The sequence below is a fragment of the Chromobacterium sp. FG89 genome (assembly GCF_057808735.1).
On the sequence record NZ_JBMDIQ010000045.1, the window covers coordinates 1 to 12908 of the forward strand.

Here is a 12908-nt window from a genome sequence, read left to right on the forward strand (position 1 = left end):
CCTGGTTGAAGGCGGAGGCGAAGCTGGCGAGCAGGGTGCTGAGGTCCATGGGGCGCTGTCAGGCTGGGTCAGCCTTGTACCTTGTAAACGTTGGAGGAGAGTTGCAGGGTGGCGTCGAAGGTGACCGGCGGCCGGTGCGGATGCACTTTCAGCACCGCGTCGACGCGGAAGCGCAGATGGCGCTCCATCTCGCGCGGCGCGTCCAGGTTCACCCGCACGCGGGACAGCCGCGGCTCGTGCACTTCGATGGCGCGGCGCAGTTGCTCGCGCAGCAGTTCCCGGTCTTGCGGATTGAGCAGGCTGATGCCGGATAGGTCCGGAATGCCGAAGCTCAACATGCTGTCGTGGGCCTGCGGGTACATGTCGAACAGTTCTTGCAAGGGCGCGAGCCGGGTGTTCAGCAGCGCTTCCAGATCCCGCGCCAGCGAGCGCTTGATCTGCGGCAGTTCGTACAACATGGTTTCCGCGCCGTGGCTGTTGTCCGGCTGGTCGTCCAGCAGCCGGTCCAGCACCGACGGCAGGATCTGGGCGTGGCGGCTGCTGTGCATGGCTTACAGGCCGAAAATGGATTGGAGCTGGTTGGACAGCAGCCAGCGGTAGGCGACGAAGATGCCGGCGCCCACCACGGCCAGCAGGGCGAAGTACAGCCACAGCGGCAGTTCATGGCGGACAAAGGCCTGGAAGCGTTGCGGCAGCTGCCAGTTGGGCGCGAACTCGGCCTTGCCGCCGCGCACTTGCTGGATTTCCTGGCCCAGCTTATGGGTCAGGTAGCCCAGCTTTTCCTGGCCTTCCAGCAGGTATTTGCCTTGGAAGCCCAGCAACTGGCAGGTGTAGAACACTTCCAGCGGCTCGATATGAGCCGCCGGGTCCAGACGCAGTTGTTCCAGGCGGTTGAAGAAGCCCTCGCCGGCCAGATGCTCGCCAAACAGCCGCAGTTGCAGCGGCATGCGCTCCCATTCGTCGCGGATGTCGAACTCGGAGGACAGAATGATCTCGTCCATCAAGGCGCAAAACGCGTACTTGGAGTGGTTGATGGCGTTCTGGTCCTTGCCGAAGTTGCGCGCGTTGCGCTCGTACTGGTTCAGAAACTGGTCGACGCGGCGGTTGAACTCCACTGCGCTGCTGGGGGCGTTGCCGTCCCGGAGCAGGAACAGCAGGTAGATGCCGTCTTCCAGCATTTCGCGCAGGGTGGGCGCCGAGGCGGAGGCTACGGCCAGCGGGCGTTCTTGAAGAGTTGCGGCGGTTTGGTTCATGGCGGCCTCAGCGGAATACGGCGATCAGTTCAAGCGTCAGGTTGGAGAGCGTCTGCGGCATATAGATGCAGATGCTGCGCGATTGCAGCATGCGGCCGAAGATCTCGCCGTGCGGCTCCAGCGCGAAATAGTGGTTGCCCACGCGCACCGGAATGGCGGACGGCGTTTGCGCCGCATGGCTGAGCGCCACGCCGCGCATGGCGGAGTTGAGGATTTTTTCCACGTCGTCCGGCGCGCCGATCTTCATCTTCAGCGGCACGCTGTCGATGATCTGGCTGGCCGGCAGTTCGCTCTGCACCGACAGGTAGTAATCGACGTTCTCCAACAGGCGGTCGCTTTCCAGCCGGCCGATGTAGAAGGACGGCTTGGGCGAATGCAGCGGGATGATGGCGTAACGCGAGGAGATCACGGTTTCCAGCAGTTCGCGGATCTGCGTGTCCAGCGCGGCCAGCACGGCGTGCAGGTCGTCGTGGCGATAGGCCGGGATGTCGGACAGGGTGTAATGGGTGGAGAAGGTCTGCAGCTCGCCGCAGAATTCGGCCAGCGCCAGATACAGCTCTTCCGGATGCAGCGGGCTGGACAGCGACAGGTGGCGCAGTTTGGCGAAGTTGCGGTTGACGGTGTGCAGCAGCCAGAAGGAGCTGATGTCGCTGGAGCTGTACTCCATCACGTTCTTGGCGCGTTCGCGCTGGCCGCCGGACAGCGCCTGGTTCTTGACCAGCAGGATGTCCAGCAGGCGGCGCAGCATGTGGCTGACCTCGCGCGAGCCTTCCACTGTGGCCAGCGGGGGAATGAAGCCGCCGCCCAGGCCCCATTGGCCGGTGGCGTCTTTTTCCAGCCGGCACAGCGGAATGGCGTCGTAGCCGTCGCGGTTCTCTTCCTCGATCATCAGCCGCACGTCCAGCTCCAGCGTGGACAGATCGGCGTCCAGCGCCTGGGTGTAGAGATCGGCCACTTCCGCGCTGGCGCTTTGGAAGCGAGTGGGGCGGGACATGAGCTCGCCGTTGCGGGTGTTGCCGCCGTAGGGCTGCATATGGGCGAGACAGGCGTAAAGCGTGGTCTTGATGCCGGCTTGCGGCAAGGTGTTCAGATCGCGGGACAGCGGCAGCGGCGCGCTGGCCGGCGCCTGGAACAGCGTGCCGTCCCGGAACAGGATGGACAGCCCGTCGATGCGGACGGTGCCGCCCTTGAGCGCCTGCTCGTCCAAGACGATGTGTTGCAGGCCCCAGCCGTGGCGTTGGCTCAGTTGCTGCCGCGCGGCGACGTGCTGCTCCAGCAAGAGGGTTTGCTGTTGAAAGTGCTGCGGGCGCAGGAACATGCCTTCGCCCCAGAGCACTCGTTTGGCTTGTTGCATTACTGATACACCTTGTCTGGAAATCTACTTCAATCTCAATTGCGCCTGGAAATTCATCGGCTTGTCAGCCGGGCCTGGCCGCCGCGGGCGAAGAAGCGCATGGGCTTTGAGCCACGTCATGGCCGGAACGGCCCGCATCCGGTAATAACACCCTGTTCAAACTGTGTACACGATCGCTAAAATGCGCGACATTTTGCAGCAAGAGCGGCGCCCTTGTCATGCAAAAGAGTTTGTTAATTTTCAGCGTCGGCCCGGCGCCGCGGCAGGCTTCAGTTTCGGCTGCCGGCGCAGTCCGCTTTGGCGGACGCGGACTGGCCGGGCAGGGTCAACGCTTTGGGTTTGATGGCTTCCAGGTGGCAATCGGCGGCGCGGAAGCTCAGGTCTTTGCTGCGGACGGCGTCGGCGTCGTACAACAGGCGCCAGAAGTGGGCGTCCGGACGGCGGAAAAAGCCGACGACGCCGATGAACTGAGCGTCTTTTTCAATGGTGACGTCTTCTAGCGTCACTTTACCACCTGGCAAAAAGGTCAGTTCTTTGCTGTTGATCAGACTGTCGCCCAGCAGTTCTGATTCAGGCTTGCCGCTGGACAGGGCCTCCATGGTCAGGCGGTTGAAAGCCTGCTGGTTTTTGAGCTGGTAGACATGCACCACCACGGACAGCGGTTTGCCTTTGGCGTCGCGGTTTAGCGACGGGCTGCCTTCCGCTTTGATGTCGATGGTCTTGGTGCTGGAACAAGCGGTCAGAGAGGCTATGGCGATGGCGTAAAATAGGGCGCGGGCCCGTTGCCAGCTGGGGCGTTTTTTCATCATGACGGCGGTTCCTAACGATTGGATTTGTGACTATCTGCTATCGAAAGTATCCCAAATTTTTGGTTTAATTGGAATGCATGCTCCGTCGCAAATTGATTTGCATACGGCGGTTAAAATCAGAGATCGGGTAGCTCAAGCTATTGATTTAAATTGTAATGTCATTTATCGTCTCGCGTCAAAATGCATTTGAACTATATCTTGCCGATCCTGGTGCTTGGCATCGTTTTGCTCCTGTCCTGGCTGGGCTGGAAATTCTTCTTGGGACAGCCCCGCATCTTGGAAGGGAGCCGCTCGCCAAAGCCTGTTCTGCCTGGGGCGGAGGCTTTGGCTGGAGCCATGGCCGCAGGGTCGGAAACACTGACTGAAAAGCGGGCGGTGAGCGCCGCTTTTTTGCGTGCGTCGCGCCGGGCGCCCAGCGCCGCTGCGCGTTACTGGCGGGTGTGGCTGCCGGTGGTGTCGCTGTTGCTGGTGGCCCTGGCGGTGGCGATCACGCTGAAATTGAATCGTTTTCATCGCAGTCCCGAGTTCGAAGCGGCAGAATATGCGCAGGGCATAAGAATTAAGCAAACGCTGTTGGAAGAAAAACTGGTGCCCCCGCCGCCACTTCCGCCGGAAGCTTTTGTCAACGTCATAGCGGAGCGCCCCAGCTTGGGCCATGCGGACAGGGACTGGAGCAAGCTGAATCCGGAGTTTGTGCAGGTGGTGCTGCGGGTGATGGAAAAAATGAAGGCCAGGGGCTTCCCCATGGTGCTGCTGGAAGGCTATCGCAGCCCGGAGCGCCAGGACTCGCTGGCCGGGCAGGCCACGCTGGTGACCAAGGCCAAAGGCGGACAGAGCAAGCATCAATACGGCCTGGCGGTGGATTTGGCGCCGATCCGCGAAGGCAAGGTAGTGATATCGGAACGCGATCCCTGGGCGATGCAGGCTTACAACGCGCTGGGGGAAGAGGCGACGGCGGCCGGCCTGACTTGGGGCGGCAACTGGAGCTTCAAGGACTTCGGGCATATCGAGCGCTCAGGCTCGCTGAAGTCCCTGCTCAAAAAATAACGGTTTAAAAGAAGGTGGTGGGTGTTTATGAAAGGTTGGCTGCGTCACGCCAAAGTGGCTTCGGCAATCGGGTTCCTGATCCTGATCGCTTTGATCTGGTTCCTGGGGCCGTGGTTGGGCTTGGAGTCGCTGGAGGCCCGTTTGGGCTGGATTATCGGCGTCATGTTGTTTTGGGTGCTGACCCTACTGGTGGGCCAGGTATTGGCGCGCCGCGCCGGCGGCCTGCTTGAGCGCATGCTGCGCAAGCAGGCGGACGAGGCGGTCATCAACGCCAGCTCCGACAAGCGCGCCGAGGTCACCCTGCTGCGCCAGCGGCTGCTGGGGGCGATCGACACCCTGAAGAAATCCAAGCTGGGCAGCGCCAGCGGCAGCGCCGCCTTGTACGAGCTGCCGTGGTACATGATCATCGGCCACCCGGCGGCGGGCAAAAGCTCGGCCATCCTGCAGTCCGGCCTGACCTTCCCCTTCAGCGACAAGAGCGGCATCCAGGGCGTGGGCGGCACCCGCAACTGCGACTGGTTCTTCTCCACCGAGGGCGTACTGCTGGACACCGCCGGCCGCTACGCCACCCAGAGCGAAGATAGGGTGGAGTGGCTGGAATTCCTCAAGCTGCTGAAAAAACACCGGGCCAAGGCGCCGGTCAACGGCATCTTGATCGCCATCAGCCTGCCGGAGCTGGCGCAGCACCATAGCGAAGGCTTCACCCTGTACGCGCGCCAGATCCGCGAGCGCATTCACGAGGTCTGCAACACCTTCGGCCTCTTGGTGCCCATTTATCTGGTGTTCACCAAGCTGGACCTCTTGGGCGGTTTCGCCCAGTTCTTCCAGGACGCCAGCGACGAGGATCGCGCCAGGGTCTGGGGCGCGACGCTGAGCGCGGACCAGGGCACGGGCTTCGACGTGGCCAATGTGACCGGCCAGCAGTTCGAGCTCCTGTACCGCGGCCTGGTGCAGGCCGGCGAGGAAAAACTGATCCAGTACCGCGGCGATCAGGTCAAGCCGGCCCATTTCGCCTTCCCCATCGAATTCCACGGCCTGAAAGAGGCGGTGGTCAAATTCGTCAAACTGCTGCACGAAGAAGACCCTTACCACGCGCGGCCTTTGCTGCGCGGTTTCTATTTCACCAGCGCCCTGCAAGAGGGCGTGCCGCGCATCGTGGCCGCCAATCGCGTGCAAGGCCAGTTCGACCTGAGCCAGGGCGGCCAGGAGATGAAGCAGGCGCCGGCGTCTTACAGCTACTTCCTGCGCAATCTGTTCCGCGACGTGCTGTTCCAGGATCAACACCTGATCTCCCGGCAGACCAAGCCCAGCGGCAGCCGCTGGCGTCTGTTCGGCATGGCCGCCGGAGTGTTGTCGCTGGCCGCGCTGGCCAGCTTCTGGACCTGGTCCTTCATCGGCAACCAGCATTTGCTGGACGAGGTGAAGGCCGAGCGCGCGCAGGCGCAAAAGCTGGCCGCCAGCGGGCAGCTGTACGACAAGCTGCGTTCGCTGCAGATCCTGCAGAAGCGCCTGGAGGAATTGCAGTCCTACCGCAAGAACGGCGCGCCGTGGCAAGTGGGCCTGGGCCTGTACCAGGGCAAGGAGCTGGAGCCGCAACTGCGCCGCGAGTATTTCGCCGGCCTGAAGGAAGCGATGCTGCGCCCGGTGCAGCGCAATCTGGAAACCACGCTGGTGGCCCTGAAGCCGGAAGCGCCCGCGCCGACGCCCGCGCCCGCTCCGGTGGTGAGCGAACCGCCCAAGCCGGCCGCGCCGGCTCCGGCGCCGTTCAAGCCCAAGCCTAAAAAGCACGCGCCGCGCGGCGGCTTGCCCAATATCAACTTGAGCGCGCTGGATTGGCCGCAACGCGCCACCACGGCCAAGCTGGAAGCTTCCGCCGCGCAAGGTGAGACCGCCGCTGCGCAACGCAATCCGCAGCAGTTGGACGCCAGCTACAACGCCTTGAAAACCTATCTGATGCTGCACGAGCAGAAGCGCATGGACGAAGCGCATCTGATCGACCAGCTGCCGCGCTACTGGCGGCCTTATCTGGAAAGCCAGCGCGGCCAGTATTCGGTGGAAGAGGTGATGGCGGTGGCCGAGAAGCTGGTGGCCTTCTACGTCAGCCAGATCAAGGAAGCGGACCTGCCGCTGATTGACAACAACGCCAAGGTGGTGGGCGAGGCGCGCGAGGTGTTGCGCGGCTCCTTCAAGCGCCTGTCCGCTCAGGAGCGGGTGTTCAATGAGATCAAGGCCCGCGCCAACACCCGCTTCGCGCCGCTGACTGTGGCGCGGATCCTGGACAACCGCGACCTGGACGTGATGGCCGGCAGCCAGATGGTGGAGGGCGCTTACACCCGCGAAGCCTGGAACGGCTACGTCAAAGCCGCGATCGACGAAGCCAGCAAGGGCGAAATCCGCAGCGACGACTGGGTGCTGGCCTCGTCCTCTCAGGACAATCTGGGCCGGGACGGCGACGTGGAGAAAAACCGCGCCGCGCTGGAAGCCCTGTACCGCGGCCAATACGCCGCCGCCTGGAAGAAATTCCTGATCGGCGTCACCACCCGCGACTTCAGCAACCCGGCTCAGTCCGCCTCCGCGATGGCGCGGCTGTCCGACAAGCAAAGCTCGCCTATCAAGCTGGTGCTGGCGCGCGCGGCGATGGAGACGGCCTGGGACAACCCGTCCGAGCTGAACCGCTCGCTGGAAAACGCCAAGCAGTCGATGCTGGAAAAAACCGCGGAATTCCTCAAGGGCGGCAGCGCGCCGGCCCAGGCGGACAAGGCCAAGCTGTACGGCGAAGTGGGCCGCCAGTTCGCCGGCGTCGCCCAACTGGTCAAGGGCGACAATCCGCCGATCAACGCCTACCTGGATCAGCTGGCCAAGCTGAAAGCCAAGCTGGCGGCGATCTCCAGCACAGACGAGCCCGGCCCGCAGGCGCGCGCCGCCTTGCAGGCGACCCTGGGCGGTTCCGGCTCGGAGCTGGGCGACACCGCCTCCTTCGTCGACAACACCCTGCTCAGCCAGGTCACGCCGGAAACCGGCGAGATGGTGCGGCCCATGCTGGTGCGTCCGCTGACCCAGTCCTACAACGCCTTGCTGGGACCGGTGGCCAACGACATCAACCAGGCCTGGGCCAATGAAGTGCTGCCGCAGTGGAAGCAGCTGGCCGGCAAATACCCGTTCGCGGATTCCAGCAACAGCGCCTCGGTGGCGGAGATCAGCCGCTTCGTCAAAGCCAACGACGGCACGCTGGACAAATTCATCAACAAATACCTGAACGGCCTGGTGCAGAAGAAGGGCGACCAATTGGTGCCGCGCGCCTGGGGCAATATGGGGGTCAAGTTCAACCCGGCCTTCCTGTCCAGCGTCAGCAGCCTGTCCGCGCTGGCCAACGCCCAGTTGCAAGACGGCGAGAACACCCGCTTCGAACTGCAGCCGACGCCGACGCCGGGCCTGTCCGAAATCGTGTTTGAGGTGGACGGCCAGGAACTGCGCTACCGCAACGGCCCGCAGGCCTGGCAGCCGTTCACCTGGCCGGGCAACGGCCAGAACGCCGGCGCCCGCATCCAGGTGGTGTCCTACAGCGGCGCCAGCAGCGTGGTGGGCAACCAGCCGGGCCGCATGGGCCTGATGCGTTTGCTCTCCAGCGCCAAGGTCAGCCAGGACAGCCCAGACTCCGCCCAGCTCACCTGGAACCTGCGCAAGGCCGACGGCGAGGCGCAGACGGTGAAATTCAATTTCCGCATGGTTGGCGGCGTCAATCCGCTGCAACTGAACAAGCTGTACAAGCTGACCTTGCCTGAGCGCGTGACGCTTTAAGGGAGACACATAGTCATGGCGTTCAATTTCAAGCGGGCGCAGGAAACGCCTCCGCAATTCTGCATTTTCGGAAAATTGCCGCGCCGCGGCGATTTCGTCCGCGTCAACGCCACCCACCCGGCGGCCACCCAGCTGGACCAGCTGCTGGCGCAAAGCCTGGGCGGGCTGGAATCTGGTCCGGAGGCGGTGGAGCGCTACCGCGCGATGCCGGGCACCAGCTTCGTGCTGCGCAGCCGCGACCAGATGTGGCTGTCGCTGGGCGTGATGCAGCCCAGCCGCGACGAAAGCGGCCGCAATTACCCGCTGGTGGCGGCCTCGCTGATGCCTTGCGACGCGGCCTTGCCGCCGTTGTCGGTGCTGATGCTGGCCAACGAACTGTTCTTCTCCGGCCTTAAGGAGCAATTGAGCAGCGCCATCGACAACGCGGTGGAAATGCTGGCCTGCCGCCAGTTCCTGGAGGAGCAGTCGTTGTTCGGCATCTCCTCCGTGGCGGATCTGGATCTGGCGCAGCAGCTGCTGGAACGGCATCTGAGCGTGACGCCGGCCTCCCATCTGAGCCGGTTGTTGAGCGGCCGCGGGCTGCCGGACCTGGAGACGGTGCTGCTGGCCTTCACCTTCCACCATCAGCTGCTGCGCAAGTTCCAGGGCAGCCTGACGGCGCAGACCTATCTGCTGCCGCTGCCGGACCGCGACGGCGAAGACATGCTGGCCGCGGCCACCTGGCTGTCGCTGTACCAGGCGGCCACCGCTGGCCAGGCGGGACAGGCGGAGCAATGCCTGCTGATTCAGCGGCCGGAAGGCCGCTTCCTGGCCTTGCTGCCGGGAGATTTGAACGAACAGATCGTCGCACAGTGCTGGGGAGGGCAGTTGGACGCCCGCTTCATCGTCGACGTGGCCGAGCCGCACGCGCCGTGGCGCAACCACCAGGCCTACGCCGAAGCGGCTTACATCCTGGGGCGGAGGCTGAACGATCCGTCCATTTCGGTGGCGCAGCTGCGCGAGGTGGCGTCCAGCCTGTCGCGCAGCGTGGCCTGAGTAGTGGCGTAACACCGGAGCGGCCGGCGACATTCGCCGAGGCCGCTCCAATCAGAGCTTTGTGAACTTGAGAGAGAACCATCATGGCCAAAGAAAGCACACAGAAAAAACTGTCGCGGGTACGCCCGCCGCGCGTGCAGATCACCTACGACGTTGAAATCGGCGACGCCATCGAAACCAAGGAACTGCCCTTCGTGCTGGGCGTGCTGGGGGATTACTCCGGCCACAGCAAGGAGCCGCTGCCCAAGATGAAGGAACGCAAGTTCGTTCAGATCGACCGCGACAACTTCGACGAAGTGCTCAAGGGCATGGCGCCGCGCCTGGCCATCAAGGTGGACAACAAGCTGAAAGACGACGGCAGCCAGCTGGCGATGGAGCTGAACTTCGACGAACTGGCGGATTTCGAGCCGCAGAACGTGGTGGATCAGGTCGAGCCGCTGAAAAAGCTGCTGGACGCGCGCAAGCGCCTGGCCGACCTGCGCAACAAGATGGCGGGCAACGACAAGCTGGAAGAATTGCTGGACGAAGTGGTGCGCGATACGGAAAAGCTGAAGGCGATCAGCCAGGCCGCGCATCCGGACAAAGCGGGAGAGTGATAGATGAGCGCAGAACAACAACTTGAGGCCGGCGCGGCCGCAGCCCCGGCGGCGGCAGGCAGCCTGCTCGACTCCATCATCGAGCAAAGCCGCGTCGCCACCAACGACAACGAGAAGGGCCACACCCGCGACCTGATCGGCGAACTGGTCGACCAGGTGCTGGAAGGCAGCGTCAGCGTATCGCGCGATCTGTCCGCCAGCATAGACGCGCGCATCGCCGAAATCGACGCGCTGATCTCCTCGCAGCTGAACGAGATCATGCACCACAACGACTTCCAGAAGCTGGAAGCCTCCTGGCGTGGCCTGAAATACCTGGTGATGGAGTCCGAAACCAGCACCATGCTCAAGATCAAGGTGCTCAACGCCTCCAAGAAAGACCTGGTCAAGGACTTCAAGGCGGCGCCGGAGTTCGACCAGAGCGCGCTGTTCAAGAAAATCTACGAAGAAGAATACGGCACCTTCGGCGGCGCGCCTTACGCCGGCCTGGTGGGTGATTACGAATTCACCCGCCACCCGGAAGACTTCTACCTGCTGGACGAACTGTCCCACGTGGCCGCCTCCGCGCACGCGCCGCTGATCACCGCCGCTTCCTCCGGCCTGTTCGGCCTGGAGAGCTTCACCGACGTGGGCAAGCCGCGCGATCTGGCCAAGATCTTCGACACCGTCGAATACGCCAAGTGGAAATCCTTCCGCGAATCCGAAGACTCCCGCTACGTTGGCCTGGTCTTGCCGCATGTGCTGGGCCGTCTGCCCTACGGCCGTGACAATGTGCCGGTGGAGGAATTCGACTTTGAGGAAAACGTGGACGGCAGCACCCACGAAAAATACCTGTGGACCAACGCCTCCTACGCCTACGCCGCGCGTCTGACCTCCGCCTTCGCCCAATACGGCTGGCTGGCGGCCATCCGCGGCGTGGAAGGCGGCGGCCTGGTTGAAGGCCTGCCGGCCCACACCTTCAAGACCGACGACGGCGAAGTGGCGCTCAAGTGCCCCACCGAAGTGGCGATCACCGACCGCACCGAAAAACTGCTGTCCGATCTGGGCTTCATCTCGCTGGTGCACTGCAAGAACACTGACTATGCGGCCTTCTTCGGCGGTCAATCGGTGCAGAAGGCCAAGACCTACAACACCGATTCGGCCAACGCCAACGCGCGTCTGTCCACCCAGCTGCCCTACATCTTCGCGGTGTCGCGCATCGCGCATTACATGAAATCCATCATGCGCGACAAGATCGGCAGCTTCGCCTCGCGCCAGAACGTGCAGGACTTCCTGAACACCTGGCTGGCGCAATACGTGCTGCTGGACGACTCCGCCAGCCAGGAAGCCAAAGCCAAATATCCGCTGCGCGAAGCGCGCGTCGACGTGGTGGAAGTGCCGGGTAAACCGGGCGTCTATCGCGCCGCCGCCTTCTTGCGGCCGCATTTCCAGCTGGATGAACTGACCATTTCCCTGCGTCTGGTGGCGGAGCTGCCGCAGCCGGCGGGTTAAGGCTGGAGAGCCTGCGCGCGTCCGCCGGGTTCCGGCGCGGCGGCGGGCGCGGGCGTCTTTTGGAATGGGAGGCTCGCCTCCAATTTTTGACCTTTGTTCTAAGGAGAAGTAAATGGCTTTTGATGCATTCCTGAAAATTGACGGTATTCCTGGCGAAAGCAGCGACGACAAGCACAAAGACTGGATCGAAATCCAGTCCTTTGCCCACAAACTGGAACAGCCGGCCCAGGCTACCGCCAGCTCCGCCGGCGGCGCCACCGCCGAGCGCGTGAACCACGCCGCTTACGAAATCACCCACTTCCTGGACAAAGCCAGCCCGAAGATCTACGAAGCCTGCTGCAAGGGCCAGCACATCAAGGAAATCACCATCGAACTGTGCCGTGCCGGTGGCGACAAGGTGAAGTACATGGAGATCAAGATGGAGCAAGTCCTGATCGCCAAGGTTGAGCCGCACGGTTCCGCCAACGACAACGGCTTCCCCAGCGAAAAAGTGAGCTTCACTTACGGCAAGATCAAGTGGACCTACACCCAGCAGAAACGCGCTGACGGCGCCGGCGGCGGTAACGTCAGCTCCGGCTGGGACCTGACCGCCAACAAAGCGATCGCCTAAGTCTCAGTAGCGAAGAAGTGCCAACCCGCCCACTGCCCTGGGCGGGTTGCAAGAATCTGTTCAATGTCCGCGGCGTGCGCGAGACCTTGCACGGCGAGTACCGCTTCGGAATGCTCATGCGCCCTAGGGCCAGTCCGTTTCTTCCGCTGTTTTCGCCCTGTTTCGCTCGTGACCGCCGGGCTTTGAACAGACTCTAAGGCACCCCGGGGGCCGCCGCGCGCCGATTGGCCGCGGCGGGCTCCGGGATGTCCTTTACCCATGTCAAAGTCAATCCGGGAAGTAATGCTATGAAACGTTTGCTGATGGTCGCCGCGCTCGCCCTGTCGCTGGTGGGCTGCAAGACCAATCCTAACGCTCAACAAGCCTCCAACGACCCCGCCGTGATCAAGGCGGCGGAAGAGAAGGCCGCGCTGGACAAGGCCGTGGCCGCCAATATGGCCATAGACCCCAACCTGATCCCGTTTGAAAAAATGAGCCCCAAACTGTCCCCGGTGGGCGAGGCTCAACTGCAACTGCTGCTGCCCAAGCTCAAGACCGCCAAATCCATCCTGGTGCGCGGCCACTGCTACCGCGGCGACATCGGCAATGCCCGCGCCGCGGCGCAAACCCGCGCCATCGCCGTCAAGCAGTTCCTGAGCGACGCCGGCGTGCCGGCCAATAAAATCACCGTGCGTTACGACACCGAGCGTCAGCTGCACGCGGTGCGTCTGATCGCCAACTGAATCTCGGCGCCGGGCCGCCCAGCGCAAGCGGGCGGCCGGGCGTTTTCGGGTGCTTAAGCAAACCCGGCGCGGCCGCGCACGGTTTGCTTAAGGACTCGCCAATTGCGCAGTCGATTTGAATCAGGTTAACGCCATGGACCCCAGCACCCTGCTCGCCAGCTTCGCCTCCGCCTTCAACCAGGACCAGCGCCTGCTC

11 protein-coding genes are annotated in these 12908 nt (G+C 63.2%); 7 read left to right on the forward strand and 4 right to left on the reverse strand.

Translation table 11 applies throughout. The features are described from left to right. Positions 1–68: 68 nt before the first annotated feature. From tssE to tssJ, 4 genes are all read right to left on the reverse strand, one after another. A complete protein-coding gene (gene tssE, locus ACODRW_RS23800) occupies positions 69–548 on the reverse strand; it encodes a type VI secretion system baseplate subunit TssE (protein ID WP_227106718.1) in 480 nt (159 codons plus the stop codon). A 3-nt stretch (positions 549–551) separates the two neighbouring features. Beyond that, a complete protein-coding gene (gene icmH / locus ACODRW_RS23805; protein WP_488906851.1) occupies positions 552–1253 on the reverse strand; it encodes a type IVB secretion system protein IcmH/DotU in 702 nt (233 codons plus the stop codon). A 7-nt stretch (positions 1254–1260) separates the two neighbouring features. Then, a complete protein-coding gene (gene tssK, locus ACODRW_RS23810; protein WP_107798021.1) occupies positions 1261–2607 on the reverse strand; it encodes a type VI secretion system baseplate subunit TssK in 1347 nt (448 codons plus the stop codon). Positions 2608–2876: 269 nt separating this feature from the next. Further along, on the reverse strand, positions 2877–3416 hold the full coding sequence (tssJ, locus tag ACODRW_RS23815) for a type VI secretion system lipoprotein TssJ (RefSeq protein ID WP_488906852.1): 540 nt from the start codon (positions 3414–3416) through the stop codon (positions 2877–2879). Positions 3417–3596: 180 nt separating this feature from the next. Between tssJ and ACODRW_RS23820 the strand changes: the two genes are divergently transcribed. The 7 genes from ACODRW_RS23820 (at position 3597) to ACODRW_RS23850 (ending at position 12712) form a co-directional block, all read left to right on the forward strand. Next, complete coding sequence (locus ACODRW_RS23820; protein ID WP_488906853.1) at positions 3597–4463, forward strand: M15 family metallopeptidase; 867 nt, start codon at positions 3597–3599, stop codon at positions 4461–4463. A gap of 27 nt (positions 4464–4490) precedes the next feature. After that, positions 4491–8261: a type VI secretion system membrane subunit TssM gene (gene tssM / locus ACODRW_RS23825; RefSeq protein ID WP_253315662.1), complete on the forward strand. Its 3771-nt coding sequence runs from the start codon at positions 4491–4493 to the stop codon at positions 8259–8261. A gap of 15 nt (positions 8262–8276) precedes the next feature. Continuing rightward, positions 8277–9296, forward strand: coding sequence for a type VI secretion system-associated protein TagF (gene tagF, locus ACODRW_RS23830; protein WP_107798024.1), 1020 nt, complete (start codon positions 8277–8279; stop codon positions 9294–9296). An 83-nt stretch (positions 9297–9379) separates the two neighbouring features. After that, a complete protein-coding gene (gene tssB, locus ACODRW_RS23835) occupies positions 9380–9892 on the forward strand; it encodes a type VI secretion system contractile sheath small subunit (protein ID WP_107798025.1) in 513 nt (170 codons plus the stop codon). A 3-nt stretch (positions 9893–9895) separates the two neighbouring features. Further along, the gene (tssC, locus tag ACODRW_RS23840) at positions 9896–11380 is read left to right on the forward strand and encodes a type VI secretion system contractile sheath large subunit (RefSeq protein WP_107798026.1); all 1485 of its coding nucleotides are present in this window, start codon (positions 9896–9898) and stop codon (positions 11378–11380) included. Positions 11381–11492: 112 nt separating this feature from the next. Continuing rightward, positions 11493–11990, forward strand: coding sequence for an Hcp family type VI secretion system effector (locus ACODRW_RS23845; protein ID WP_043640831.1), 498 nt, complete (start codon positions 11493–11495; stop codon positions 11988–11990). 287 nt (positions 11991–12277) lie between these two features. Further along, complete coding sequence (locus ACODRW_RS23850) at positions 12278–12712, forward strand: OmpA family protein (RefSeq protein ID WP_158274210.1); 435 nt, start codon at positions 12278–12280, stop codon at positions 12710–12712. Positions 12713–12908 lie beyond the last annotated feature (196 nt).